Source organism: Rhizobium sp. 05L419, assembly GCF_056397845.1.
Genome location: NZ_JBFTOF010000014.1, coordinates 59,495 through 83,981, shown reverse-complemented (window position 1 = coordinate 83,981; position 24,487 = coordinate 59,495). Strand labels below are relative to the sequence as shown.

The window sequence follows — 24,487 nt, the reverse complement described above, 5'->3', positions numbered from 1 at the left end:
GTGGCGGCAGCCGGATGAGGTCGCAACCCGCCTAGCCGTCGGCGTGGACGATGCCGGCCTCGCGCTCGAGATAGCGTTGGTCGATCTCAGGCAGCGGCTCGCCGCCGATCGCCGATTCGAACGTCCGCAGGCGCTTGTAGATCGACAGCAACTCGACGATCGTCGTCCACGAATTGACGAGATACTGGAACGAGCCACGGACCTGGTCGAAGACGTTGTTGATCTGCGTCAGCAAACCGAGCGTCAGCTTGCCGGCAACGATCGACGGCACCAGAACGATCAGGCTGAAGAGGTTGTCGGCCTGCAGGTAGAAAATGCGGGCGACGTTGAAGTACATGTAGTTGAAATAGAGGCGGAAGTAATTCCGGCGCACATTGGCGAAGAGTTCGGCGACCGTTGGCGGCGTGGCGCGGTCCGCATGGTCTTCGCCGTATACGAGCTCCTTGCGGTACGACGCTTCGACGCGCTGGTTGCGGAATTCCAAACCCGGCAGCTTGATGCCGACAAGACCCAGAAACACCGTGCCGAAGATCGACCAGAAGAGCGCTGCCCAGACGAGCGCATGCGGCACTTCGCCGATCAGCGGCAGCTCGGTGATGCTGGCGCCGATCTTGAAGAGCACAGGCAGGAACGCGATCAGCGTCATGACGGAGCTGACGAGGCTGACGCCCAGGCTCTCCACCGTCGACGAGAAGCGCATCGTGTCTTCCTGAACGCGCTGCGAGGCGCCTTCGATATGGCGAAGCTGCGGCCAATGCGCCATGTAGTATTCGTTCATCGCCGTTCGCCAGCGGAAGATCCAGTGGCTGACGAAGAACAGGTTGAGCACGCCGACGGTGATCGCAATGAAGGCGATGCCGGCAAAGCCCAGCATTCCGAGATAGAGCTGTTCTGCGGTCACTGGCGCGGTCTTTGCCAATGCCTGCTGGATGAGATCGTAGAACGGCCCGTACCACGCGTTGATGGCGACGCTGACCTGAACAGAAAAATAGGTGTTGAAGATGATCAGTGCGGAGCCCAGCACGGACCACATCTGCCACCGGTGCGGGCTGTAGCTGAACCAGAAGCCGGCAAACAGCGCGACGGCGATGGCATAGTAGATGTAGAACCACAGGAACGGCGTCGACCAGAAGACCGAGGCGCCGATCGGAGCCTCCTGCCCGTCGGTGAGTGGCGCCAGGCCGACGACGGAACCGAGGCTGGAGCCTCCGAAATACCAGACGAGAACGGCAAGAAGCGCCCATGCCACGGCGGAGATGAAGAAGAGTTTGGGCTTGGGGAAATACGATACGAACACGGGAGACGTTGCTTTCCTGAACGGGAATCTTCGCGGTCTCTAACAGACCAATTGCGGCGAAAACTACGGCAGTTCGCCGAAAGCGGCAATGGCTCCGTCTCATTGTTACGCAATTGTAACGCCTTAAGAGACCTTCTTGACGATGGGCAGGACCAGCAGCGCGCACACCACGAGCGCCATCGCCGCCATGTAGGTCGGCGTCGTGAAGCTGCCTGTCCGCTCCGCGATCCAGCCTGCGACGATGGGGCCGACGATCTGGCCGACGCCGAACGCCGCCGTCATCATGGCAAGCGTCCGGCGCGGGCTTGCGGGCGAAAGCTTGCGGCCGATCTGCAGCCCGTAGGCGGTGATTGCCAGGAAGGTAGCGCCGAACAGCGCGCCGCCGAACAGCGGCGCTATGGAGCGCGGCAAGAGCACGGTTGCCAGCACGCCCACCGTTTCGACCAGCAAGGCTGCCACATAGACGTTCCCCAGCCCAAGCAGACGGACGAGAGGCTTCCACGCAAAAAGAGCGATCGACGCCGTGAGACCCGCGATGAACCAGCAGAGAAATTCCACCGTCTGCCCCGCCGCGTCCATGCGCGCGATCGTCACCAGGAAGGTGCCCGTGATGACGTAGCCGAAGCCGAAAAGACCGTAGGACGCCGTCAACAATTGGATCGGCCGGTTCCAGACGATCGCCGGCTCCTTGCCGGTTCGCGCCGAGGCAGCCGGCCCGGATGGAAGGAGGAACCAGACCGCCACGAGACTGACGGCCGAATAGATCGCGCCGCCGATCCAGTTCGCCCGCCAGGCATCGGGGCTACCATGATGGGCAAGCCCGATCAGCATCACCATGACGGACGACAGGGCAATTCCGGCGCCGGGGCCGCCAAAATGCGCCGCCTGCACATGATCGTTGCCCGCGGCCGCCCCATGGCCGAGGACGATCGACGAGGTGAAGACCAGCGCAAACGCGCTGGCGACGCCGGCAAGGAAGCGAATCGCGGCAAAGGTCATGACGGAACTCGTCATTGCCATGGCCGCCAGCAGCAGCGCCGTTGCCGCCAGCGCCAGGAGTGCCACCTTGCGTTCACGCCCGGCTGCCCAGCCATAGGCGGCAAGGACCGCACCGACGAGATAGCCGACGAAGTTCGCCGAGGCGATGAAGCCCGCATCGGCTGCAGAAAGCGGGACGCCGCTCATCATGCCGGGCAGAATCGGCGTGTAGGAAAACCGCCCGAAGCCCATGGCGGCGGCCATGGCGATCGCGCCGGCAAGGGCAGTGCGCAACAGATGTGTCGGGAAGGTCTCATTGCGTGCCAACATCCTCTGCTTATCGCGCTGCACAATGACGGCGACAATCAAGATTTTCTGATCGATCGATCAATTTCGAAAAACCTCCACCCCCTCTTGAATCATATTATCTTACGACATATGTTTTACGACATAGTGAACGATACATCTAAGGAGTGACCTATGAGAGGTTTTAGAGGTGGAATGATGGGCGGCGGCGGTTTTCGCATGGGGCGGAAGTTCGCGGCCGGTGACCTGCAGCTGGTGATCCTGGCCCTGCTTTGCGAGCAGCCGCGCCACGGCTACGAATTGATCAAGCTGCTGGAAGAGCGTTCGGGCGGCTTCTATGTGCCGAGCCCGGGCGTCATCTATCCCGCATTGACGTATTTGGAAGAGACAGGCCTGGCCGATGTCGAAAGCGAAGGAACGAAGAAGCTCTACCGCATCACCGAGAGCGGCCGCAAACTGGTCGAGGAAAACAATTCCATGATCCAGATGACGCTTGGAAAGCTGGAAGGCATTGGCGCCAAGATGGCGCATGTGCGCCGCATATTCGACCCCGAGAGCCGCGGCGGCGAGCGTGAGGAGGAAGCCTTTCCGGAAGACAAGAGCGAGGTCGCAGCCGCCCGCATGCTGCTGAAATCGGCGCTGCGCCTGCGCTATCCCTGGTCGAAGGAGGAAGCCAAGCGCATCGCCGGCATCCTGGAACGCGCAGCCGCAGAGATTCTACAGGCAAAGCAACGCGACTGATGCAGGCGTCTACGCCTGACGGCGGCGCCAACAGCAAATCTCGCTCCTGTGCTGGCCACCGGAGCGAGCAAGGCGGCGTTTGCGTACCGCGCGTTGGCAGCAGATCGCTACGCCGCGGCGTCCGGCAGCGTCAGGATCAACGGTCCGTTTCGCGTGGCGACCACGGTATGCTCGTACTGAACAGTCGGCGCCTGCGGATCGGCATAGAGCGTCCAGGCGTCGTCTCCGCCCTCGGCCCAGGTGGCGCCGAGCGACAGGAACGGCTCGACGGTGAACACGAGACCATCGGTCATGATCCGCTTTTCGGAGGGATCCGGCCAAGTCGACAACTCGCCTGGTTCCTCGTGCAGCGACCGTCCGACACCGTGGCTCGCAAGGTTTGCGACCAGCGTATAACGGTTGCTGGCGGCAAAGGCGCCGACCGCCTGGCCAATCTTGGCCAGCGGCTCGCCGGATTTCACCTGGTTGAGGCCGACCCAGAGAGCGCGCTTGCCGTCGCGGCAAAGCTTCTCGATCTTCGCCTTGGATGGGGGCACACTGAATGATGCTCCGGTATCGGAAAAGAAACCGTCCTTTTCAGCTGACACATCAATATTGACGAGATCGCCCGGCCGAATGACGCGGGGCCCGGGGATGCCGTGGGCGATCTCCTCGTTCACGCTGATGCAGGTTGCACCCGGAAACTGGTAGCAGAACTCGGGCGCGGAACGCGCGCCTGCCTCTTCCAACACCTTGCGGCCGATCTGGTCGAGTTCCAGCGTCGAGATGCCGGGCTCAAGGGCATCCGCCATGATCTGCAGGGCATTGGCGCAGATTCGGCCGATTTCCTTCAGCTTGAGAAGTTCGTCTTCGTTTTCGATGATCATGAATCGGTTCCCGGCCTCCGCGGGGCCGGTCGGCCGGCTCTCGGTCAAAATGAGAGCACGACGTCGGTTGAAATCCAACTCATCCTTTACGGCATCATGCTCTTTCTTTAGGCGGTGGCTTTCGCCCCTTCGTCGCTGTCAGTCAATGCCTTTCTGACAATAGGCGCGACTTTCGTGCCGTAAAGCTCGATGCCGCGCATGATCTGGTCGTGAGGCATCAGCCCGATTGCCATCTGCAGCAGGAAGCGATCGTTCTTGAACAGGCGATGGTGGGCGATGATCTTCTCGGCGACGAGTTCCGGGTCGCCGATGAAGAGCGCGCCGTTCGGGCCGCGGGAGATATCGAAATGCTCGCGGCTCGTCGGACCCCAGCCGCGCTCGCGGCCGATGCGGTTCATCACCTCGGCCTGCGGGCCGTAGAACTGATCGGCCGCCGCATCGGTCGTATCGGCGATGAAGCCGTGGACGTTGATGCTGGTCTTGAGCTTCGCCGCATCCTGCCCTGCCCGGCGAGCAGCCTCGCGGTAGAGATCGAAGAGCGGCGCAAATCGTCGCGGCTCACCGCCGATGATCGCCAGCGCCACCGGCAGCCCCAGCGCCCCGGCGCGCGCCACCGACTGCGGCGTGCCGCCAACAGCGATCCAGATCGGCAGTGGATCCTGCAGCGGCCGCGGATAGACACCGCGGCTGTTGATTGGCGGGCGCATCTCACCGGACCATGTCACCATCTCGCCATCCCGCAGCGCCATCAGCAGATCGAGTTTTTCTTCGAACAGCTGGTCGTAATCTTCGAGATTGAAGCCGAACAATGGGAAAGACTCGATGAAGGAGCCACGGCCGGCCATGATCTCGGCGCGGCCATTGGAGAGAAGATCGAGCGTCGAAAACTGCTGGAACACCCGCACCGGATCGTCGGAGCTGAGCACTGTGACTGCGCTCGTCAACCGGATGTTCGTCGTCTTCACTGCCGCGGCGGCAAGTGCCACAGCCGGCGCCGATGCCGCATAGTCCGGCCGGTGATGCTCGCCGAGCCCAAAGACATMGAGCCCGACCTGATCGGCCAGTTCGATCTCCTCAATCAGATGCCTCAGCCGCTCGGCCCCTTCCGCGCCCCTGCTCCGGCTCGGATCGGGGTTCACGTCCGCGAAAGTATAAAGGCCCAGTTCCATGGCTCGCATCCCGTTCAATTCTTCCCTCAGATAAGGATGGAGCAGAGCGCGAGCAAATACAAATTCTAGAAGGAATTGTTCGAGAATGTTGATGGCTTAGGTCCATCGTGCCCAGCGCCGCGTTCACCAATCAAACGTGTGGTGTCTATCGCCGCGTGTCCCGCGCGGCGATAGGGCTGCAATTTTTGAATCCAGAATCAATCACTTCGGCGCTTGAACGGAATCATTCTGCGAACGGCCTCATACCGGAGATAAAGTCCGCCCCAGGCGATGAGGCCCATGTAGAGGCCAAACAGCAGGTGCGAGAAAACCGGGCTCCCCACTCGCAGGTGCGTGGCCATCGCTCCACCGAGCAGGCCGGTGAGCAGGATCGCCCCGAGCACGGACGTCCGGGGCGTGGCGTAGAGCAGCGCGCAGACGAGCGTGACGACACCGAGGCCGCGCGCAAGCGTGGGGTCGCCGGAATAGCCGAGCGCCGTCAGCGTTTCGGTGACAGGTGCGATCGGCACCATCTTGATTGCCCCGTCGAAGACGAGGAACGCCACGACCAGGCCGCTCATGACGGTCCCGGTGACGGTCTGCCAGCGCGGCAGACCTACGCTTGAATCAACAACTGCAGACATGGATCCATCCCCCTGTTTCGAACCTTGAAATTCAAATCCTGGCGAGGAGTTCGCCGAGCTGATCGGCGCATTTGCCCCACCCCTCGTGGAAGCCCATCTCCTCATGCGTCTTCTTGTCTTCGGCCGTCCAATGCACAGCCCTGGCGGTGTACCGCGTCCGGCCGTTGCCGAGATCTTCCAGAAGAATGATGCCCGTCATGAAGGGCTTTTCGGATGGTATCCAGGCGCTGGTGAAGGCGTCTGTGAAGACGATCTTCTCGTTCTCGACGATTTCGAGATAGACGCCGCGGTTGGGAAACTCCTGGCCCTCCGGGCTGCGCATGACGATCACATTGGCGCCGCCGGGCCGAACGTCGAGCGTGGCCTCGGCGACGCTCCAGGGGCGCGGCACGAACCACTCCTTCATCAGGGCAGGATCGGTCCAGGCCTTGTAGATCTTCTCGCGCGGCGCATCGAATTCGCGGACGAGGACCAGCTCATGTTCGGCGTCGGCGGTCATTTCAGCATTCCTTCTGTTGAGCGAAACCCGTTTTGCGTCAGGTTGTTGCAAGGACGTCGGACGGCTTGCCGTTCCGACAGGGGCGCAGGGTTTTTCCGCGATTTATTTCACCGCAGGCAGCGCCGGCACGTTCTGCAGGCTGTCGATCTGCCCGCGGATATGGGCCGCCTCCGCCGCCGAATGGGCAAGGGCAATGGCGCGGTCGAAGGCTTCGTGCGCCTCGCGGGCGCGGCCGATCTGCTTCAGCAGGCCGCCGCGCAGGCCGTGATAGTAGAAATAGCCGTCGAGCTTCTCGGCAAGCGTTTCGACGAGCTTCAAGGCCTCCTCCGGTCCCCGCAGCTTCGACACCGCGACGGCGCGGTTGAGCGTGATCACAGGCGACGGCTGGAGGCGTTCAAGAGCGCGGTAGAGGAGTTCGATCTCCTCCCAGTCGGTGTCTTCGGCGCGCTTGGCACGCGAATGCAGAGCCGCGATCGCCGCCTGAAACTGATAGGGGCCAGGCTGGCGATGGCGGATCGCCTTGTCGAGCAGCGCCAGGGCCTCGTTGATGAGTTCCAGGTTCCACAGCGAACGGTCCTGATCTTCGAGCAGGACGATGTCGTTCTCGCCGTCGAAGCGAGCCTCGCGGCGGGAGATCTGTAGCAGCATCAGCGCAAGCAGCCCCATGATCTCGGGCTCGCCGGGAAAGATCCGCAGCAGCAGACGGCCAAGACGGATCGCCTCGCCACTGAAGGCACAGGCCTCGTGCTTCGGATCCGCCTGGCTGTAGCCCTCGTTGAAGACGAGATAGATCATCGTGCTGACGATCGAGAGCCGTTCCGCGCGCTCGGCTGCATCGGGCGTCTCGAACGGTACGCCCGCCTTGGCGACGCGGGCCTTGGCGCGCGTGATGCGCTGCTCCATGGCGCTGTCGCCGACGAGAAAGGCGCGGGCGATCTGCTGCACAGAAAGGCCGGAGACGATGCGCAGCGCCAGCGCGATCTGCTGCGTGGCAGGCAGGTCCGGATGGCAGCAGATGAACAGCAGCCGCAGGATATCGTCTCGATAGTTGGAATCGTCCAGCCGCTCGGCGATATCGCTTTCTGCGTCTCCCGTATCGGAGATCAAGTCTTCGTCGGGCAGCGCCTGGGTCTTCGACCGCTTGCGCACCGCATCGATGCCACTGTTGCGGCCGACGAAGATCAGCCATGCCGTAGGATCGCGCGGCGGCCCCTTTTCGGGCCATGTGCGGATGGCGCGCAGGCAGGCCTCCTGAAAGGCCTCTTCCGCGATGTCGAGGTCGCGGAAGTACCTGAGCAGCGCGCCAAGCGCCTTCGGCCGGGCCGAGGAAAGCGTCACGTCGATCCAGGCAATGTCTGTCATGTCGAAGTTTCTCCAGGCCTGAAGACGTAGAACGGCCGAATTTCGTAGGAGGTGGAACCGGGATTGACGCCGGAAAGCTCCTTCGAAAAGGCGACTGCCTCCTCCAGCGTATCGAAATCGACGACATAGAAGCCAAGAAGCGCTTCCTTCGTTTCGGCAAACGGACCGTCGAGAACCAGAGGCTCCTCCCTGCCCTTGCGCACGGTCGTCGCCGCCGTCGTCGGCATCAGCCGGCCAACCGGCCCGAGCTTGCCCGCCTTGGCGATGGGCTCCTGGACGGCGTAAAGCTTCGCCATCACGGCGTCCTCCTCCTCCTTGGTCCAGGAGAACACCGTCTCTTCATTGGCATAGCAAAGAATCGCATAAAGCATGTCCTACTCCTCTTCCTGAATGACGAAGGAGTAGCGCGACAACGGACACGGCGCAGCAAAAATTTGCGAACGACCTGAAGGACATGCGCGCTGTTCGCTGCCGACTTCGCATCTCGCCGACGGTGTCGCGCCCAGACAGCCTTTGCTCGATCCTGCTGCGCTATTCCTCAATCTTCGGCTCGACGAGCCTTGCCAGGTTTCGAAGCGACTCCTGCCAGCCGAGATAGCAAGCCTCCAGGGGAATGACGTCGGGTACGCCTGCCTGCGTTATATCAACCTCGGTCCCGACCGACACCTTTTTCAACGTCACGGTGACCTCCATTTCACCGGGCAGGTTGGGGTCGTCGAACCTGTCTGTGTAGCGCAGCCGTTCGCCTGCGACGAGCTCGGTATATTCGCCGCCAAACGCGTGGCTTTTGCCCGTTGTAAAGTTCCGGAAGGACATTTTGAACTTGCCGCCGACCCTTGCTTCCAGGCCATGCACTGTGCAGGCAAAGCCGTTGGGCGGGAGCCACTTGGCGAGGGCATCCGGCTCGAGGAAAGCGCGGTAGACCTTGTCTGGACTGGTTGCCAGAACGCGGTGCAAGTGTACGGTATTCGCCATGATCATCATCCTTTTGAATTGACGGTGTGGACTATCCTAATGACGAAGCATGTTTTGCCAATCCGACACGGGATCGATTTTTTATGGAAGTAAATTAGGCGGCCTCGCACTGCGGCGTTCGACGCGGGACCCCGGCGACTTGGATCAACTGGCCGTGGCGCGCACCACCCCGCTTTCATGCTAGATTGGATCCAGCAACTGCTGCCAAAGAGGCGACGATGGCTGAAGGCAAGAAATCCTCCCAAACCCCTGCTACCCACAAGCGACGGCACAAAATCAATCCCAAGCGTGACGTCAGGCCCCAGGTTCTGGCAAGAGCCAACCGTCTCGTCGCCAGGGCCGCAGCACTTGTCGTTGTTGCCTTTCTCGCGATCGTCGCGGTTCATGCGATAATTGCCAGGTTCTAGTTTCGGGCCACCCGGCTCGCCATCAAGCCGCCCACTTTGCCCCGGATTGCTCTGCGGCCGATCGCCGTCGGCGCCAAACCGCAGTGTCAAATGTCGAGGCAAGAAATGAAGACGCTACCCCGCCTGATTGCCGCCTGCGCCCTGATGGTTGGCATGCACGGCACCGCGATTGCCGGCAATGCTCCGGAGAATTTCATCTACACGAGTTCGGGCGATCTCCAGGCGGCCGGCGCCTTTGTCGGCCGCCCCGATATCGGCGGCGTGCAGATCGTCTACAACTGGCGCAAGCTCGAAACCGGCAAGGGGCAGTACGACTTTTCCGCCATTGAGGCCGACCTTGCCATCGTCAAGGGCCTGAACAAGAAGCTCTTCATCCAGATCCAGGACCGCTTCTTCGAGCCCGAGGCGAGGTACGTGCCCGGCTACCTCATGACCGATCCGGAATACGGCGGCGGCCTCACTGCCCAGTTCGACAATCCCGGCGAAAACAAGCCCGTCGGCTCCGGCTGGGTGGCGCAGCAATGGAACCCGCCCGTGAGAGAGCGCTATCAGGCCCTGCTGAAGGCGCTGGCCGAGAAATTCGACGGAGATATCTATGGTGTCAACCTGCCGGAAACGGCAATCGACCTCGATCCGAAGCACGAGCCGGTAGGCTATAGCTGCGACGCCTATTTCCAGGGCGAAATGGAAAACCTCGCCTTCGCCCGCAAGGCCTTCCGCAAGAGCAAGGTCGTCCAGTACGTCAACTTCTGGCCCTGCGAATGGGACAACGACCACAACTATATGGGCAGGCTCTTCGATTTCGCCGCAAACAACGACATCGGCCTCGGCGGCCCCGATATCGTGCCCTACCGCAAGGGCCAGATGAAGAATTCCTACCCGTTCTTCAACAAATACAAGGGCAAGCTCGCCTTCGTCGGCCTCGCCGTGCAGGAGCCGACCTTGACCTACAAGAACCCTAAAACCGGAAAGCCCTTCACCAGGGCCGAGTTCACCACCTTTGCCGGCGACTATCTCGGCGCCGACGCGATCTTCTGGAGCACCGCGACCCCCTGGCTGCTTCGGTAAAGTCGCCGTTCCCTGCCAAGGCCCCCGCGCGCGGGCAGCTAGACTGCATGCTCGACAGAAACCGCAACGCCGCGTCGCAGCGAGTTGCTGACCATCGAGACCGCTTTTGCCCGCCCGACGACGGCATCGGCACTGGAACCATCCTGCGTCTCGCAGGCAACTCGCATGATGGCCGACTTGGTGATCAGCGGACTGCCTTCGAGCTCAACGGTCACAGAGACCGATATCTTTCCCAGCGCGATCCCCATCTCGTCGGCCACGTAACGCAGGTCGTTGCAGAAGCATCCGCCAAGCGCCAGCGCCAGAAGCTGTGCACCGTTAAAACCGAGCCCCTGTCCGCCGGCCTTACCCTCCGGCCGATCGACGACAATCGTGTGGGCGCCCGCCCATCCCATCGCCGCCTGCGTGCCTTCCACATTTCGCAACTCGACCGTTATCGCAACCATGGCAGTCCCCTCTGCTTGGGGCCCTTGGAAATCGGGGCGCAAGACTCAACATCAAACACAGCATCATCCATCTGCAAGCGTGCGCTTCACCGCACTCCGCCAGCCCTTGAGCTTCGCCGCACGCGTCTTCTCGTCCATGTCGGGTTCGAAGCGGCGGTTTCGCTTCCAGCTCTTGGCAAAGCCTGCGCGATCCGGCCACACACCCGCCTTGCTGCCGGCGAGCCACGCTGCGCCGAGAGCGGTGGTCTCCAGGATCACCGGCCGGTCGACGGGCGCATCGAGAATGTCGGCAAGCCGCTGCATCGTCCAGTCGGAAGCCACCATGCCGCCGTCGACGCGCAGGACCGTGCTGTCCACGCCGCCCTTCCAGTCCTTGTGCATGGCATCGAGCAGGTCGCGGGACTGGTAGCAGACCGCCTCCAGTGCCGCGCGGGCAAACTCCCGCGGACCGCTGTTGCGCGTCAGTCCGAAGATCGCGCCGCGGGCGTTCGCATCCCAGTGCGGTGCACCCAGACCGGTGAAGGCGGGCACCAGATAAACCTCCTGCGTCGGATCCGCCTGGTCGGCGAGCTCCCCGGTTCGCGAGGCGCTGTCGATGATGCCCAGACCGTCGCGCAGCCACTGCACGGCGGCGCCGGCAATAAAGATCGAACCTTCGAGCGCATAGGTGGTCTCGCCGTTCAGCCGGTAGGCGATGGTCGTCAGAAGCCGGTTCCTGGAGCGGACGATATCGCCGCCGGTATTCAGCAGCGCAAAACAGCCGGTGCCGTATGTGGATTTCATCATCCCGGGCTCGAAGCAGGCCTGCCCGATCGTCGCCGCATGCTGGTCGCCGGCAACGCCGAGAATCGGGATCGCGGCACCGAGGATATTGGGATCGGTGACGCCGAAATCGTCGGCGCAGTCCTTCACCTCCGGCAGCATCGCTGCGGGAACACGCAGAATGTCCAGCAGGTCCTTGTCCCACCTGTTGTCGGCAATGTTGTACATCAGCGTGCGCGATGCATTGGTCGCATCGGTCGCGAAGCTCTTGCCGCCCGTCAGGCGCCAGATGAGGAAGGTATCGATGGTGCCGAAGCAAAGCTCGCCCTTGGCGGCGCGCGCCCTCGCACCCTTCACATTGGCGAGCATCCATGAAAGCTTGGTTCCGGAGAAATACGGATCGAGAAGCAGTCCGGTCTTCTTGGTGAACGTCTTTTCGAGATCCTGCTTCTTCAGCTTGTCGCAATAGCCCGCCGTGCGGCGGTCCTGCCAGACGATGGCGTTGTGGATCGGCCTGCCGCTGTCGCGCTCCCAGACGACTACCGTCTCGCGCTGGTTGGTGATGCCGAGTGCCGCGATGTCCTTTGCCTCGATCCTCGCCTCGCGGATCGCCATCTTGATCGTGGAAACGACCGAATCCCAGATTTCCTCGGGATCATGCTCGACCCAGCCGGAGCGCGGATAGAACTGCGTGAACTCCTTCTGTCCCGCACCTGCGATCTTCATCTCGCCATCGAACACGATTGCCCGCGTCGACGTCGTTCCCTGATCGATCGCCAGAACATATCCGCTCATACCAGTCCTCCCCGCATCGTGATTATTGCATCAAATCAATAGGACAGCGGCGCAGGCGAGGAAAGCGCCCCGTGCTCGTTTCGACACAAGAGATTTGCGCGGGAACACAATTGCCAGTGCAGCCGCTTTGCGCATAACCTCAGATGCGGGTGCACCGCAGATTGCGCATCGGGAGAAGAGCATGGCCAGAACAGTTGTCGTCACCGGATCCACCAGCGGCATCGGGCTTGCGATCGCCGCAGCCTTTGCCGGCAAGGGCGACAACGTCGTCATCAACGGCTTCGGAAAACCCGAGGAAATCAAGGCGATAATCGAGCGTCTTGAATCAGCGTCGAAAGTAAAGGCGATCTACCATCCTGCCGACATGAGCAGGCCGGCCGAGATCGCCGACCTGATCGGCACGGCGGCCGGGACTTTCGGTTCGGTCGATGTGCTCGTCAACAATGCCGGCATCCAGCATGTCGAGAAGATCGAGGACTTCCCGATCGACAAGTGGGACCAGATCATCGCCATCAACCTGTCCAGCTCGTTTCATACGATGCGGGCCGCCATACCGCTGATGAAGGCGAAGAAGCAGGGCCGCATCATCAACATCGCGTCTGCCCATGGACTTGTGGCTTCGCCGTTCAAATCGGCCTATGTTGCGGCAAAACATGGTATATTAGGCCTAACGAAGACGGCAGCCTTGGAGCTTGCGGAATTCGGCGTCACGGTAAACGCCATCTGCCCGGGCTATGTGCTGACCCCGTTGGTCGAAAAACAGATACCGGATACGGCCAGGGCGCGCGGCATGACCGAGGAACAGGTCAAGACCGAGGTGATCCTCAAGGCCCAGCCGACGCACGAATTCGTCAAGGCGGAAGAGATTGGTGCACTGGCTCTCTATCTCGCCGGCGACGACGCCCGTCAGGTCACCGGCACTCACATCTCGATTGACGGTGGCTGGACGGCGGCATAACCTTCAAAAAAACGATAAAAAACAAGGAACATCATGAACGACAGCATCCGCTTCATCCTGAATGGCGAGGACATTTCGCTGCGAGACGTCCGACCCACCGAGACGCTTCTCGACTTTCTCCGGTTGAAGCGCCGGCTGACGGGCACGAAGGAGGGATGCGCGGAAGGCGACTGCGGCGCCTGCACCGTCCTCGTCGGTCGGTTGATCGACGGCAAGCTCGCCTATGAATCGGTGAACGCGTGCATCCGTTTCGTGGGCTCGCTGAACGCCACCCATGTCGTGACCATCGAACACCTGGCGGCCAGGGACGGCACGTTGCATCCGGTGCAGCAGGCCATTGTCGATTGCCACGGTTCGCAATGCGGCTTCTGCACGCCGGGCTTTGTCATGTCGTTGTACGGTCTCTGGCTCTCCAACGAGACGCCGAGCCGGGCCGACATCGAAAAGGCGCTGCAAGGCAATCTCTGTCGTTGCACCGGCTATGAGCCGATCGTCAAGGCTGCCGAGCAGGTGAGCCGCGCCCGCCCGAGCGCCATTTTCGATCCGCTGGAACGGACCCGCTCCGACATTGTTGCCCGCCTTTGGGCGATGAAGGGTGGCGACACCATATCGATCGCCTCGGGCGAAGGCCGGCTGATCGTGCCAAACTCGGAAGAGGCGCTGGCAAGGGTCCTCGCCGAGGAGCCGGACGCCACTATCGTCGCCGGATCCACCGACGTCGGCCTCTGGGTCACCAAGCAGATGCGCGCGCTGGACCCGGTCGTCTTCATCAATCATTTGCCGGAATTGCAGTCGATCACCGCCGGCGAAGGCGGCCTCACCATCGGCGCCGGCGTCACCTACAGCCGTGCCTTTGACGCCATCGCCCGCAAGGTGCCGACGCTCGGCCGCCTGATCGACCGGATCGGCGGCGAACAGGTCCGCAACATGGGCACGATCGGCGGCAACGTCGCCAACGGCTCGCCGATCGGCGACAGCCCGCCGCCGCTGATCGCGCTCGGCGCCACCGTCAAGCTACGCTCCGTTTCCGGCACCCGTATGCTACGGCTCGAGGACTTCTTCATCGACTACGGCAAGCAGGACCGGCGCCCCGGCGAATTCGTCGAGAGCGTCTTCGTGCCCTACCCTGCCGAAGACACGCAATTCGCCGTCTACAAGATCACCAAGCGCCGTGACGAAGACATCACCGCCGTGCTCGGCGCCTTCTATCTGACGCTGGACACCGAAGGCGATGTCAATGACATCCGCATCGCCTTCGGAGGCATGGCCGGGACGCCGAAGCGCGCCCGCGCCGTCGAGACGGCGCTGATGGGCAGGCCCTGGAACGAGGCGACGATCGAAGCCGCCCGCGACGCATTCGAGGCCGACTACCAGCCGCTCAGCGACTGGCGCGCGTCGGCTGAATACCGCCGGTTGACGGCGAAGAACCTGCTGATGCGCTTCTACCTCGAAACCTCGGGCACACCAGCGGAACTGAAGCGTTTCGAGGAGGTGGCGTGATGGCTGACATGACCCTCAGTGCAAGCTGTCGCCTGCCCCGTACACCTCCCCCATTCCTGTGCTCGTCACAGGAATCCAGCATGCCCAGGTCTTTGGGCATGAAAGCCTCTTGGTGGGGAAAGCCTTGCTCCCTCGCGGCGCAGGCGCGCCGTGGCTGGATTCCCGTGACAAGCACCGGAATGGCAAAGGGAGCGGCTCTCAGTGCGGCAGTGATCGGAGGTCCATCCCATGGATAAATCCACCTTCGCGGATCCGAAAGTCGTCATCTCAGGCCCGATGCACGGATCTGTCCGACACGATTCCGCTCATAAGCACGTCACCGGTACGGCCGACTACATCGACGACCTGCCGGAACCCGCGGGCCTGCTACACGGTGCGCTCGGCCTCTCCGACCGGGCACACGCCGAAATAACAGGCATGGATCTGTCGGAGGTCGCGGCAACACCCGGCGTCGTCTGGGTCTTTACGGGCAAGGATGTTCCGGGCGTCAACGACGTCAGCTCGAATGGCAGCCATGACGAGCCGCTGCTCGCCGTCGGCAAGGTCGAATTCCACAACCAGCCGGTCTTTGCCGTCATCGCCGAAACCCGCGACATTGCCCGTCGGGCGGCCCGCAAGGCGAAAATCGAGTATCGCGACCTGCCGCATTGGAGCGACATCGACGGCGCGCTTGCCAACGGCAGCCCGCTCGTCATCACGCCGATGACGCTGAAGCGTGGCGAGGCGAAGGAGGAAATGGGCAATGCGCCGCGCCGGCTGAAAGGCCAGATGCGCATCGGCGGCCAGGAGCATTTCTACCTCGAGGGCCACATCGCCATGGCGATCCCCGGCGAGGATGACGACGTGACCGTCTGGTCTTCCACCCAGCACCCGAGCGAGATCCAGCACATCGTCGGCCACGTTCTCAACATCCCCTCGAACGCAGTGACCGTGAACGTGCGCCGCATGGGCGGCGGCTTCGGCGGCAAGGAAACGCAGGGCAACCAGTTTGCGGCACTTGCCGCCATCGCCGCCAAGAGGCTGAAGCGCGCCGTCAAGTTCCGCCCCGACCGCGACGAGGACATGACGGCAACCGGCAAGCGCCACGACTTCCTGGTCGACTACGAACTCGGCTTCGACGAGGAAGGCCTGATCCACGCAGTTGACGCGACCTACGCCGCCCGCTGCGGCTTTTCTTCCGATCTCTCCGGCCCGGTCACCGACCGCGCGCTGTTTCATGCCGATTCCAGCTATTTCTATCCGCATGTGCACCTCACATCGAAGCCGCTGAAAACCCACACCGTATCGAACACCGCCTTCCGCGGTTTCGGCGGTCCGCAAGGGATGCTCGGCGCCGAGCGGTTCATCGAGGAAATCGCCTACGCCGTCGGCAAGGATCCGCTCGAGGTCCGCAAGCTGAACTTCTATGGGGAGCCGGGCTCAGGCCGCACGTTGACCCCCTATCACCAGGAGGTCGAGGACAGCATCCTCGAGCGCATCGTCGGGGAACTTGAGGCGTCGTCGGACTACCAGGCACGCCGCAACGCGATCATGGCGTTCAACAGGGACAGCCGCTATATCCGCAAGGGCATCGCGCTGACGCCGGTCAAATTCGGCATCTCCTTTACCATGACCGCCTTCAACCAGGCAGGCGCTCTCGTCCACGTCTATCAGGATGGCTCGATCCACCTGAACCACGGCGGCACCGAAATGGGCCAGGGCCTCTACACCAAGGTCGCCCAGGTTCTCGCCGACAGTTTCCAGGTCGATATCGAGCGCGTGAAGATCACCGCGACGACGACGGCCAAGGTGCCGAACACGTCGGCCACAGCCGCATCCTCGGGCTCCGACCTCAACGGCATGGCAGCCTTCGACGCCGCTCGCCAGATCAAGGAACGGCTCGTCGCATTTGCTGCCGAGAAATGGAGCGTCCCCGCATCGAACGTGATCTTCCTGCCGAACCGTGTGCGCGTCGGCGACACGGAAATCCCCTTCCCCGACTTCATCAAGCAGGCCTATTTTGCACGTGTCCAGCTCTCGGCAGCCGGCTTCTACAAGACGCCGAAGATCCACTGGGATCGCGCCGCCGGCCGCGGCACGCCGTTTTACTACTATTCCTACGGCGCCTCCTGCACCGAAGTCTCCATCGACACGCTGACCGGCGAATACCTGATCGACCGCACCGACATCCTCCACGATGTCGGCCGCTCCCTGAACCCGGCCATCGACATCGGCCAGGTCGAGGGCGCCTTCGTGCAGGGCATGGGGTGGCTGACGACGGAAGAGCTCTGGTGGGATGACGAGGGGCGGCTGCGCACGCATGCTCCGTCCACCTACAAGATCCCGCTTGCCTCCGACCGGCCGAAGATCTTCAACGTCCAGCTGGCCGAATGGTCCACCAATGCCGAGGCCACCATCGGCCGCTCCAAGGCAGTCGGCGAGCCGCCCCTCATGCTGGCGATCTCGGTGCTGGAAGCCCTCTCCATGGCCGTCGCCAGCGTCGCCGACTACAAGGTCTGCCCGCAACTCGACGCCCCTGCAACACCGGAGCGCGTGCTTATGGCCGTCGAGCGGATGAAGAAGGTGTGAGCGATGGCTGCCGGGGTGAAGCGACCTCAACCGCTCCGGATGTTCGTGCGGGATGAGATCGTGAGATTCTATCCTGCGATCGTTCCTCACGGGCAAAGCATTGATGGTGCCGCCAAACCACGGCCCCTCATCCGACCCTTCGGGCAATCTTCTTCCTGTTGGGGAGAAGAGGGAGACCGCGGCACGTCCCCCGGCTTTCTCCTCCCGAAGAAAGATCGTCCGATATCCGTAACTTACCTCTTTTTCCGTTCAAAGGGAGACAAGAGAATGCGGCGCTCGCCACAAGTCTCTTCTCCCCACGGGGGAGAAGATGCCCGCAGGCAGATGAGGGCGCGCCGCCTGTGCGGCCGAAACCAAGCAACCTCGGCACGCTTCCATGACTGACTTCCGCGCATTCCTCGCCGCCAACCCGTTATCCATCATCGTCGAGATCACCGCCACCCAAGGTTCGACGCCGCGGGAGGCCGGGACCTTCATGCTGGTCTGCGACCACGCCATCTGCGGCACGATCGGCGGCGGGCAGTTCGAGTACATGGCGATCCGCAATGCGCGACAATTGCTCGATGGAAGCGGCGGTACGCAGACGATGGACATTCCGCTCGGCCCGGAGATCGGCCAGTGCTGCGGTGGGCGGACGCAGCTGCGCTTCCGCCGCGTCACGGATGCGATCGTTTCGGCACTGGAGAGAAGACGAAGCGGCGAAGCCGAACACCTGCCGGAGGTCTACCTCTTCGGCGCCGGCCATGTCGGCAGGGCTCTGGCTGCGGCACTTGCGCCCTTGCCCGTTTCCGTCACCGTCGTCGAAACCCGTGAGGGCGAGCTTGCCAATCTGCCGGCCGATACCGCGACGCGTCTGGTGCCGATGCCGGAAGCGCTGGTCAAGGACATGCCCGCCGGCGCCGCGGTGGTGATCTTGACCCACGACCATGCGCTGGATTTCCTGATCGCTCGCGAGGCCCTGTCGCGCACCGATCTCGCCTACGCCGGCATGATCGGCTCAGCCACCAAGCGCGCCACATTCGCCAGCTGGCTTGCGCGCGAGGGTGGCGGCGAGAAGTCATGGCTCGACCGGCTGACGCTGCCGATCGGCGGCACCGCGGTCAGGGACAAGCGGCCGGAGGTGATCGCCGCCATGACCGCCGCCGAAATCCTCACCGCGCTTGGGGCCTACCTCCAGGGCTCCGCCTCGTAGCGTGGCTCGCGGCCGTCCATGAAGCCGAGGTCACGCTTGACGCGATCCGGCATGCCTTCCAGATACAGCCTCTCCCGTCGTATGATGCGACGTACAACGGTCCTGGCGAGATCACAAAGCCATAGAGAGGGCCTGGTCGCTGTTGTCTTCTCAGCCTGTTCAATAGCAGCGCAGTCCATGACATCCCCTCGATAATCTTTGTCTTGGCTTGCAGTCTGCGGAATAAAATGCTGCAATTCCAATCGAACATCCGTCTGCATGCATAAAGAGAACTTATCCATGAAACTGTCGAAGCAGTTCCCGCTCAACGCCTTGCGCGTATTCGAGGCAGTCGCCCGGCTCGGCAGTTTCACAAAAGCCGGCGAGGAGCTCGGCATGACCCAGACCGCCGTCAGCTATCAGGTGAAGCTGCTGGAAGAGAATATCGGCGAACCGCTTTTCCTGCGCCGCCCGCGTCAGATCAGCCTGACGGACACTGGCATAAGGCTGGCACCGAAGGTGACGGAAGCCTTCGCCATGCTGAGCGATGCGATGGCATCGGTGCGCGAAGCCGTCGAGGAAACGCTGATCATCCACTCCACACCGACATTCGCCTCGCAGTGGCTGGCGCGGAATTTGGGCTCGTTCCAACTGCGGCATCCAAACATCGCCGTACGCTTGATGACCTCGGATACGTTGATCGACTTCACGCGTGAGCCGGCGGACGTCGCGATCAGAAGCGGCAAGGGCGATTGGTTGGGTCTGGCCGCCCATCGGTTGATGAAGGTCGATTTCACGCCGATGCTGAGCCCTGGGCTTGCAGAGAGCATCGGCGGGGTCAAAGATCCTGCCGACCTGCTGAAGCTCAGGATCATCGATGCCGGCGATCCCTGGTGGGCGGTATGGTTCGAAGCCGCGGGCGTGTCTGATCCAGACCTCGCCGGCCGCCCGCGCAGCCGGCTTGGTGCGCAGTCCTTCGAGGCGAGCGCCGCGATTGCCGGGCAAGGCGCCGCAATCCTGACGCCGGAATTCTACCGAGACGATCTTGCCGCCGGACGGCTTCTGCAGCCCTTTCCGCTCGTCTGCAACGATGGCGTGGATTACTGGCTCGCCTATCCCGAAAGCCGCCGCAACGTCCCGAAGATCAAGGCCTTCCGAAACTGGATTGTTGAGCACATGAACGTCACGCCGGATCAGGCCTCATAGCTCCGTCTGCCTAATACCCCATCTCCGGCGCATAGAAGCAACGAGGCGTGTCCTCGTTCGGAAACAGGCAGAGGTGGTAGTCGCCGTCCCCTGATTTCATCGCCTTGGTCATCGGCAGCAGAAAGACATGGGCATGGGTGACGAGACGATGATCGCCCGGCAGCAGCGTCACGCGGTAGCCCCGCGGCGTAACCGCCACGCTCTTGGAAGGGATCATCTGGCAATCACCGGTCTCGTTGTCGCCATTGCAACAGAAGGGTTCGTAACTCCAGCCGGAAGGAGCGTCGTGTGCTTCGACACATGTCGCAAAGGCAATCATCAAAAACACAAGAATGCTGCGCATCGGCATCTTCTCCGTCGATGAATGCGCCGTCGTGAGCAAAGCGATCTCCACCTCAACCCGGCGGCCTCAAACGAAAGTGTAACCGAGTCTTAACATTTCAAGGACTGCTAAAATTCAAAGTGAAGCATGCATAGGAAATGGAAGCGGCAAATGCATGGACGAAATGCAACCGCTAATATACATCGCTATGATGTGATCGTGCGCTGCAACGCGATGTGGAGTGTTCATGCGAGCTATCTTATTTGCCGTTTCCATTCTGTTCGCAGCATCGGCGAACGCTACGGCCCTAAGCTATTTTCATTCGAACCCCGTTGACTTCAAGAGGCTTAAGGTGGGAGAGACGATGCCGGCTCATGCACTCTTGGAACAGCGCTTCGACAGCCTGTGCGTCTTGGGACCCTATCAGGACAAGTTGTACCAAAACGTTCCCGTGCGCGACAGGATCAATGCGCATCTCTCTGACATCGCATACGTCGGCGACGAAAGCGACTGGGCACTCGTTCTCGTGCGAAGCGCCGATATAGAGGTGCTGCGCTTTACGCGTTCCGCGACGCTTGATCTCTTGTTGCCTTCGGAGACGCAACCGCCGCCTATCGGCGAACTGCCCGAGCACTTCATGCCGGCATCGTGCGTCGATGGCAACGCGGCAAGGTTTGCGAAAACGCAGAAGGACGGTCGCACCTATATCAGCCTGGGGAAGAGCGCCGAATGAGGCGTTCCCCCTTTCCTCCGGGCCCAACTTTTTGCATGGTGCTGAATCGGAGGAAGAATAGGGGACCTGAATGTATGAATACGCCATAGCGTGGGATTGGCTGGCTTTTGCCGCCCGTTGGTTCCACGTCATCACCGCGGTCGCCTGGATCGGCTCGTCGTTCTATTTCATCGCGCTCGATCTCGGCCTGGTGAAGCGCCCGCATCTTCCGCCGGGCGCCTATGGCGAGGAATGGCAGGTCCACGGCGGCGGCTTCTACCACATCCAGAAGTACCTGGTGGCCCCGGCTCAGATGCCGGAGCATCTGACCTGGTTCAAGTACGAGAGCTATTTCACCTGGCTTTCCGGCTTCCTGATGCTCTGTATCGTCTATTACGGCGGCGCCGACCTCTTCCTCATCGATCGCCACGTGCTCGACGTCAGTGCTCCCGTCGCCATCCTGATTTCGCTGGCCTCGCTCGCCGTCGGCTGGATCGTCTACGACCTGCTCTGCAAGTCGCCGATCGGCCGGAACACCTGGGGCCTGATGATCGTGCTCTATGCAGTGCTCGTCTTCATGGCATGGGGCTATACCCAGCTCTTCACCGGCCGCGCCGCCTTCCTGCATCTCGGCGCGTTTACGGCGACGATCATGTCGGCCAACGTCTTCATGATCATCATCCCCAACCAGAAGATCGTCGTCGCCGATTTGATCGCCGGCCGCACACCGGATGCGAAGTACGGCGCGATTGCCAAGCAGCGCTCGCTCCACAACAACTACCTGACGCTGCCCGTCATCTTCTTCATGCTGTCGAACCATTATCCGCTGGCCTTCGGCACCGCCTACAACTGGGTGATTGCAGCACTGGTCTTCCTGATGGGCGTCACCATCCGCCACTGGTTCAACACCACGCATGCCCGCAAGGGTCGCCCGACGTGGACGTGGATCGCCACCGTCATCATCTTCATCCTGATCATGTGGCTTTCGACCGTGCCGAAGGTGCTGACAGGGGAGAAGGATGCCGCGGCAGAAACCGTGGCTCCTGCCTTCCAGCAGTTCGCCGGCGATGCACATTTCCCCGCCGTCAAGCAGCTCGTCTCGACGCGCTGTTCCATGTGCCACGCAGCCGAGCCTGTATATGAGGGGCTGGCGCGGCCGCCGAAGGACGTCGTCCTCGAAACCGACGCGGAAATTGCCGCTCATGCGCGCGAGATCTATATACAGGCAGGACGCAGCCACGCCATGCCGCCCGGCAATGTGACCGACATCACGCCGGACGAACGCAAGTTGCTGGTCGCCTGGTTCGAAAGCGCCGTCGAAGGCAAACAGGAATAAGGCAAACACCGATCATGTCAGCCCTCCGTATCACGCTCCTGGCATCTGCTCTGGCCATATCGGGCCCGTGCATTGCCGATGCGGTGGGGGCCGATGCTCCTGCGGCGGCAGGCGAGTTTTCCGGCGACCTCAATGCGCTCGGGACGGAACCCTTCTGGGCCGTGACGATCCGCGCGGACAGCCTGACCTTCAGCCGTCTGGGGGAGGACGACGTCAGGAATGCGAACCCGGGAGCTGTCATCGCGCAGGATACGGCCACCTGGACGATCGCAGGCGGATCGGCTCCCCTCACGCTGACGCTGACGAAAGGGGCCTGCTCCGACGGAATGTCCGATCGCCACTACGCATCCAAGGCGGTCCTGGCATTTCAGGACAAGACCCTATACGGCTGCGCCGACACGCCAGCGGCGATTGCCGCCCAACCGGCGCCCTGAGGGCAACCCGAAGATCAAGCCGACCCGAAGATCGGGATCGAGTTGGAGATCCCATGTCGGTTCAACATAGCAACGCAGCGCGCGGCAGCGAGCCGGTGCAGGAACTGCAGCATGCAACCGCAAGAAAAGGCAGAGCCCATGACACACACCCTTCTCCGCGGCCGACTGCTGTCTTTCCTGCGCTCCCCGCAGAGCCTGACGGACACCGAGAGCTACCTCTATGAAAGCGATGGCGGGCTGCTCATCGCAAACGGCCTGATCGTCGCGTCCGGCCCGTATGACCAGGTCAGCGCCGAAGCACCGGCCGAGGCAGTAACGATCGACCACCACCCGCATCTCATCATGCCCGGATTCATCGACATGCACCTGCATTTCCCGCAGATGCAGGTCATCGCCTCCTATGCCGCAAACCTCCTGGAATGGCTGAATACCTACACCTTCCCCGAGGAGTGCCGCTTCGTCGAAACCGCGCACGCGCAGAGGATCGCCACGCATTTTTACGACGAGCTCGTCCGCCATGGCACGACGACGGCCGTCGCCTATTGCTCCGTCCACAAGACCTCCGCCGACGCCTTCTTCGCCGAGGCGATGAGACGCAACATGCGCATGGTCGGCGGCAAGGTGATGATGGACCGCAACGCCCCGCAAGGCCTGCTCGACACGCCTCAGATGGGCTACGACGAAACGCGGCAGGTGATATCTGACTGGCACGGCAAGGGCCGCAACCATGTCGCCATTACGCCGCGCTTCGCCATCACCTCGACGCCGGCGCAGATGGAAGCGACGCAGGCGCTCGCCCGTGAATTTCCCGAACTGCACATCCAGACGCACCTCTCGGAAAATCACGACGAGATCAGATACACCTGCGAGCTCTATCCGGAAGCGATCGATTACACCGATATCTACGCCCGCTACGGCCTGCTTGGCGACAGGACGCTCTTCGGGCACTGCATCCACCTCTCTGAGCGTGAGGCGGACGCGATGAGCGAGGCAGGCGCGGTCGCCGTACACTGCCCGACATCGAACCTCTTCCTTGGATCCGGCCTGTTTCCGCTGAAGGCATTGGCGCGGCGCGAAAGGCCGGTGCGAGTAGGCGTCGCCACCGATATCGGCGGCGGCTCGAGCTATTCCATGCTGCGTACCATGGACGAGGCCTACAAGATCCAGCAGCTTCTCGGCGAGCGGCTGAACCCGCTGGAAAGCTACTACCACATGACGCTGGGTAATGCCCAATCACTGTCGCTGGCCGACAGGATCGGCACGCTGGAAGCCGGCACCGACGCCGACATCGTCGTGCTGGACGCCGCCGCGACCCCCGCCATGGCGCTGAAGATGGAAGTGGTGAAGACGCTTGCCGAAGAACTCTTCCTGCTGCAGACGATGGGCGACGACCGGGCCATCGCCGAAACCTATGTGGCGGGCGTGGCAGCGAAGAGCAGCATCTAGGCATCCGCGATCGGCACCGTCACCCGGTCAATGAGGAGAGCCTTGCACCGCTCGACGATTTTGACGACGATCTGTTTCAAGGTCTCACTGATTGCGGCCTTCAAAACCCTCAGTCTCCACACAACGCTTCAATCGGCCTCATGGAGTAAGCATTGCGCAACAACATCCTCACAACTCTTGGACTTGTCTTCTGCCTGCTCGCAACGCCGCTGGCGCTTCCCGCACCGGCACAGGCCGTCACCATCAACATCAACATCGGAACCAACCTCAACAATGGCAGGCCGATCACCTGCCGCCAGGGCGAATGGCAGCTGCGCAACCGCGGCTTCCGCGACGTCCGGCGCGTCGACTGCCGGGGACGTATTTTCCTCTACCGCGCATGGCGCGGCAGCCAACGGTTTGAGATCGCACTGGACAGGCGCAGTGGCCGCGTTTCAGACGTGCGCCGCATCCGGCGATAGCCGCCGGGCAACGCCATCAGCTTGGCTGCGTCGCTTGGCGGGATCGTCTCCCGCTGAAGCGCTTGCCCCGTCGAGTTGC

25 protein-coding genes are annotated in these 24,487 nt (G+C 62.2%); 13 read left to right on the top strand and 12 right to left on the bottom strand.

Features of this window, described 5'->3' with window-relative positions:
- Positions 1–31 precede the first annotated feature (31 nt).
- Positions 32–1,297, bottom strand: coding sequence for a bacteroid development protein BacA (gene bacA / locus AC1DMK_RS18330; RefSeq protein WP_477860904.1), 1,266 nt, complete (start codon positions 1,295–1,297; stop codon positions 32–34).
- A gap of 123 nt (positions 1,298–1,420) precedes the next feature.
- A complete protein-coding gene (locus AC1DMK_RS18325) occupies positions 1,421–2,605 on the bottom strand; it encodes a YbfB/YjiJ family MFS transporter (protein WP_477860903.1) in 1,185 nt (394 codons plus the stop codon).
- A 150-nt stretch (positions 2,606–2,755) separates the two neighbouring features.
- Here AC1DMK_RS18325 and AC1DMK_RS18320 point away from each other — a divergent pair, with 150 nt between their 5' ends.
- Entirely contained in the window at positions 2,756–3,322 is a 567-nt protein-coding gene (locus AC1DMK_RS18320; protein WP_037058755.1) for a PadR family transcriptional regulator, read from the top strand.
- A gap of 107 nt (positions 3,323–3,429) precedes the next feature.
- Here AC1DMK_RS18320 and map read toward each other — a convergent pair whose 3' ends face one another.
- The 7 genes from map to AC1DMK_RS18285 form a co-directional block, all read right to left on the bottom strand.
- Positions 3,430–4,188, bottom strand: coding sequence for a type I methionyl aminopeptidase (gene map / locus AC1DMK_RS18315; RefSeq protein ID WP_037058756.1), 759 nt, complete (start codon positions 4,186–4,188; stop codon positions 3,430–3,432).
- Positions 4,189–4,295: 107 nt separating this feature from the next.
- Positions 4,296–5,357 carry an LLM class flavin-dependent oxidoreductase gene (locus AC1DMK_RS18310; RefSeq protein WP_477860900.1) on the bottom strand — a complete coding sequence of 354 codons (1,062 nt, stop codon included), beginning with the start codon at positions 5,355–5,357 and terminating at the stop codon, positions 4,296–4,298.
- Between the two features lie 197 nt (positions 5,358–5,554).
- Positions 5,555–5,980: a DoxX family protein gene (locus tag AC1DMK_RS18305; RefSeq protein WP_037058761.1), complete on the bottom strand. Its 426-nt coding sequence runs from the start codon at positions 5,978–5,980 to the stop codon at positions 5,555–5,557.
- Positions 5,981–6,011: 31 nt separating this feature from the next.
- Positions 6,012–6,479: an SRPBCC family protein gene (locus AC1DMK_RS18300; protein WP_477860898.1), complete on the bottom strand. Its 468-nt coding sequence runs from the start codon at positions 6,477–6,479 to the stop codon at positions 6,012–6,014.
- A gap of 102 nt (positions 6,480–6,581) precedes the next feature.
- Positions 6,582–7,841: an RNA polymerase sigma factor gene (locus AC1DMK_RS18295; protein WP_477860896.1), complete on the bottom strand. Its 1,260-nt coding sequence runs from the start codon at positions 7,839–7,841 to the stop codon at positions 6,582–6,584.
- Positions 7,838–8,212, bottom strand: coding sequence for a YciI family protein (locus AC1DMK_RS18290; protein WP_477860894.1), 375 nt, complete (start codon positions 8,210–8,212; stop codon positions 7,838–7,840). The genes AC1DMK_RS18295 and AC1DMK_RS18290 overlap by 4 nt, the downstream gene beginning before the upstream one ends.
- 160 nt (positions 8,213–8,372) lie before the next feature.
- Positions 8,373–8,816, bottom strand: coding sequence for an SRPBCC family protein (locus AC1DMK_RS18285; protein WP_037058919.1), 444 nt, complete (start codon positions 8,814–8,816; stop codon positions 8,373–8,375).
- 218 nt (positions 8,817–9,034) lie between these two features.
- On the opposite strand from AC1DMK_RS18285, the gene AC1DMK_RS18280 reads away from it, so the two are divergent.
- Together AC1DMK_RS18280 and AC1DMK_RS18275 are read left to right on the top strand one after the other, a co-directional pair.
- Positions 9,035–9,223 (top strand): hypothetical protein, encoded by a 189-nt coding sequence (locus AC1DMK_RS18280; RefSeq protein ID WP_477860893.1) that lies wholly within the window; start codon positions 9,035–9,037, stop codon positions 9,221–9,223.
- Between the two features lie 105 nt (positions 9,224–9,328).
- Positions 9,329–10,291, top strand: coding sequence for a hypothetical protein (locus AC1DMK_RS18275; RefSeq protein WP_477860891.1), 963 nt, complete (start codon positions 9,329–9,331; stop codon positions 10,289–10,291).
- 38 nt (positions 10,292–10,329) lie between these two features.
- Here AC1DMK_RS18275 and AC1DMK_RS18270 read toward each other — a convergent pair whose 3' ends face one another.
- Complete coding sequence (locus AC1DMK_RS18270; RefSeq protein ID WP_477860890.1) at positions 10,330–10,737, bottom strand: OsmC family protein; 408 nt, start codon at positions 10,735–10,737, stop codon at positions 10,330–10,332.
- A gap of 63 nt (positions 10,738–10,800) precedes the next feature.
- The gene (glpK, locus tag AC1DMK_RS18265) at positions 10,801–12,294 is read right to left on the bottom strand and encodes a glycerol kinase GlpK (protein ID WP_477860888.1); all 1,494 of its coding nucleotides are present in this window, start codon (positions 12,292–12,294) and stop codon (positions 10,801–10,803) included.
- Between the two features lie 181 nt (positions 12,295–12,475).
- Between glpK and AC1DMK_RS18260 the strand changes: the two genes are divergently transcribed.
- The 5 genes from AC1DMK_RS18260 to AC1DMK_RS18240 all read left to right on the top strand — a co-directional run bounded on the left by AC1DMK_RS18260 (position 12,476) and on the right by AC1DMK_RS18240 (position 19,697).
- Complete coding sequence (locus AC1DMK_RS18260) at positions 12,476–13,252, top strand: 3-hydroxybutyrate dehydrogenase (RefSeq protein ID WP_477860886.1); 777 nt, start codon at positions 12,476–12,478, stop codon at positions 13,250–13,252.
- A 33-nt stretch (positions 13,253–13,285) separates the two neighbouring features.
- Positions 13,286–14,752, top strand: coding sequence for a xanthine dehydrogenase small subunit (xdhA, locus tag AC1DMK_RS18255; protein WP_477860884.1), 1,467 nt, complete (start codon positions 13,286–13,288; stop codon positions 14,750–14,752).
- Between the two features lie 228 nt (positions 14,753–14,980).
- Positions 14,981–17,320 carry a xanthine dehydrogenase molybdopterin binding subunit gene (gene xdhB / locus AC1DMK_RS18250; protein ID WP_037058777.1) on the top strand — a complete coding sequence of 780 codons (2,340 nt, stop codon included), beginning with the start codon at positions 14,981–14,983 and terminating at the stop codon, positions 17,318–17,320.
- A gap of 376 nt (positions 17,321–17,696) precedes the next feature.
- Positions 17,697–18,512: a xanthine dehydrogenase accessory protein XdhC gene (xdhC, locus tag AC1DMK_RS18245; protein ID WP_037058779.1), complete on the top strand. Its 816-nt coding sequence runs from the start codon at positions 17,697–17,699 to the stop codon at positions 18,510–18,512.
- 258 nt (positions 18,513–18,770) lie between these two features.
- Positions 18,771–19,697: a LysR substrate-binding domain-containing protein gene (locus tag AC1DMK_RS18240; protein WP_477860882.1), complete on the top strand. Its 927-nt coding sequence runs from the start codon at positions 18,771–18,773 to the stop codon at positions 19,695–19,697.
- Between the two features lie 10 nt (positions 19,698–19,707).
- On the opposite strand, the gene AC1DMK_RS18235 is transcribed toward AC1DMK_RS18240, so the two are convergent.
- Positions 19,708–20,040: a hypothetical protein gene (locus tag AC1DMK_RS18235; protein ID WP_037058921.1), complete on the bottom strand. Its 333-nt coding sequence runs from the start codon at positions 20,038–20,040 to the stop codon at positions 19,708–19,710.
- A 343-nt stretch (positions 20,041–20,383) separates the two neighbouring features.
- Between AC1DMK_RS18235 and AC1DMK_RS18230 the strand changes: the two genes are divergently transcribed.
- The 5 genes from AC1DMK_RS18230 (at position 20,384) to AC1DMK_RS18210 (ending at position 24,408) form a co-directional block, all read left to right on the top strand.
- Positions 20,384–20,752: a hypothetical protein gene (locus AC1DMK_RS18230; RefSeq protein WP_477860880.1), complete on the top strand. Its 369-nt coding sequence runs from the start codon at positions 20,384–20,386 to the stop codon at positions 20,750–20,752.
- 70 nt (positions 20,753–20,822) lie between these two features.
- Positions 20,823–22,067: a urate hydroxylase PuuD gene (gene puuD, locus AC1DMK_RS18225; RefSeq protein WP_477860878.1), complete on the top strand. Its 1,245-nt coding sequence runs from the start codon at positions 20,823–20,825 to the stop codon at positions 22,065–22,067.
- 14 nt (positions 22,068–22,081) lie between these two features.
- On the top strand, positions 22,082–22,501 hold the full coding sequence (locus tag AC1DMK_RS18220) for a COG3650 family protein (RefSeq protein WP_477860876.1): 420 nt from the start codon (positions 22,082–22,084) through the stop codon (positions 22,499–22,501).
- Between the two features lie 138 nt (positions 22,502–22,639).
- Positions 22,640–23,947, top strand: coding sequence for a guanine deaminase (guaD, locus tag AC1DMK_RS18215; RefSeq protein WP_477860874.1), 1,308 nt, complete (start codon positions 22,640–22,642; stop codon positions 23,945–23,947).
- 152 nt (positions 23,948–24,099) lie between these two features.
- On the top strand, positions 24,100–24,408 hold the full coding sequence (locus AC1DMK_RS18210; RefSeq protein ID WP_477860872.1) for a hypothetical protein: 309 nt from the start codon (positions 24,100–24,102) through the stop codon (positions 24,406–24,408).
- Positions 24,409–24,487 lie beyond the last annotated feature (79 nt).

What these genes read in the sequence shown, in the direction of transcription:
- xdhA (WP_477860884.1), top strand. Translation starts at nt 13,286, where the DNA reads ATGAACGACAGCATCCGCTTCATCCTGAATGGCGAGGACATTTCGCTG.
- glpK (WP_477860888.1), bottom strand. Translation starts at nt 12,294, where the DNA reads ATGAGCGGATATGTTCTGGCGATCGATCAGGGAACGACGTCGACGCGG.
- AC1DMK_RS18305 (WP_037058761.1), bottom strand. Translation starts at nt 5,980, where the DNA reads ATGTCTGCAGTTGTTGATTCAAGCGTAGGTCTGCCGCGCTGGCAGACC.
- AC1DMK_RS18270 (WP_477860890.1), bottom strand. Translation starts at nt 10,737, where the DNA reads ATGGTTGCGATAACGGTCGAGTTGCGAAATGTGGAAGGCACGCAGGCG.
- AC1DMK_RS18290 (WP_477860894.1), bottom strand. Translation starts at nt 8,212, where the DNA reads ATGCTTTATGCGATTCTTTGCTATGCCAATGAAGAGACGGTGTTCTCC.
- AC1DMK_RS18220 (WP_477860876.1), top strand. Translation starts at nt 22,082, where the DNA reads ATGTCAGCCCTCCGTATCACGCTCCTGGCATCTGCTCTGGCCATATCG.
- AC1DMK_RS18300 (WP_477860898.1), bottom strand. Translation starts at nt 6,479, where the DNA reads ATGACCGCCGACGCCGAACATGAGCTGGTCCTCGTCCGCGAATTCGAT.
- xdhC (WP_037058779.1), top strand. Translation starts at nt 17,697, where the DNA reads ATGACTGACTTCCGCGCATTCCTCGCCGCCAACCCGTTATCCATCATC.
- map (WP_037058756.1), bottom strand. Translation starts at nt 4,188, where the DNA reads ATGATCATCGAAAACGAAGACGAACTTCTCAAGCTGAAGGAAATCGGC.
- puuD (WP_477860878.1), top strand. Translation starts at nt 20,823, where the DNA reads ATGTATGAATACGCCATAGCGTGGGATTGGCTGGCTTTTGCCGCCCGT.
- xdhB (WP_037058777.1), top strand. Translation starts at nt 14,981, where the DNA reads ATGGATAAATCCACCTTCGCGGATCCGAAAGTCGTCATCTCAGGCCCG.
- AC1DMK_RS18260 (WP_477860886.1), top strand. Translation starts at nt 12,476, where the DNA reads ATGGCCAGAACAGTTGTCGTCACCGGATCCACCAGCGGCATCGGGCTT.
- AC1DMK_RS18285 (WP_037058919.1), bottom strand. Translation starts at nt 8,816, where the DNA reads ATGGCGAATACCGTACACTTGCACCGCGTTCTGGCAACCAGTCCAGAC.
- AC1DMK_RS18320 (WP_037058755.1), top strand. Translation starts at nt 2,756, where the DNA reads ATGAGAGGTTTTAGAGGTGGAATGATGGGCGGCGGCGGTTTTCGCATG.
- guaD (WP_477860874.1), top strand. Translation starts at nt 22,640, where the DNA reads ATGACACACACCCTTCTCCGCGGCCGACTGCTGTCTTTCCTGCGCTCC.
- AC1DMK_RS18275 (WP_477860891.1), top strand. Translation starts at nt 9,329, where the DNA reads ATGAAGACGCTACCCCGCCTGATTGCCGCCTGCGCCCTGATGGTTGGC.
- AC1DMK_RS18295 (WP_477860896.1), bottom strand. Translation starts at nt 7,841, where the DNA reads ATGACAGACATTGCCTGGATCGACGTGACGCTTTCCTCGGCCCGGCCG.
- AC1DMK_RS18230 (WP_477860880.1), top strand. Translation starts at nt 20,384, where the DNA reads ATGCCGGCTCATGCACTCTTGGAACAGCGCTTCGACAGCCTGTGCGTC.
- AC1DMK_RS18325 (WP_477860903.1), bottom strand. Translation starts at nt 2,605, where the DNA reads ATGTTGGCACGCAATGAGACCTTCCCGACACATCTGTTGCGCACTGCC.
- AC1DMK_RS18240 (WP_477860882.1), top strand. Translation starts at nt 18,771, where the DNA reads ATGCATAAAGAGAACTTATCCATGAAACTGTCGAAGCAGTTCCCGCTC.
- AC1DMK_RS18280 (WP_477860893.1), top strand. Translation starts at nt 9,035, where the DNA reads ATGGCTGAAGGCAAGAAATCCTCCCAAACCCCTGCTACCCACAAGCGA.
- AC1DMK_RS18235 (WP_037058921.1), bottom strand. Translation starts at nt 20,040, where the DNA reads ATGCGCAGCATTCTTGTGTTTTTGATGATTGCCTTTGCGACATGTGTC.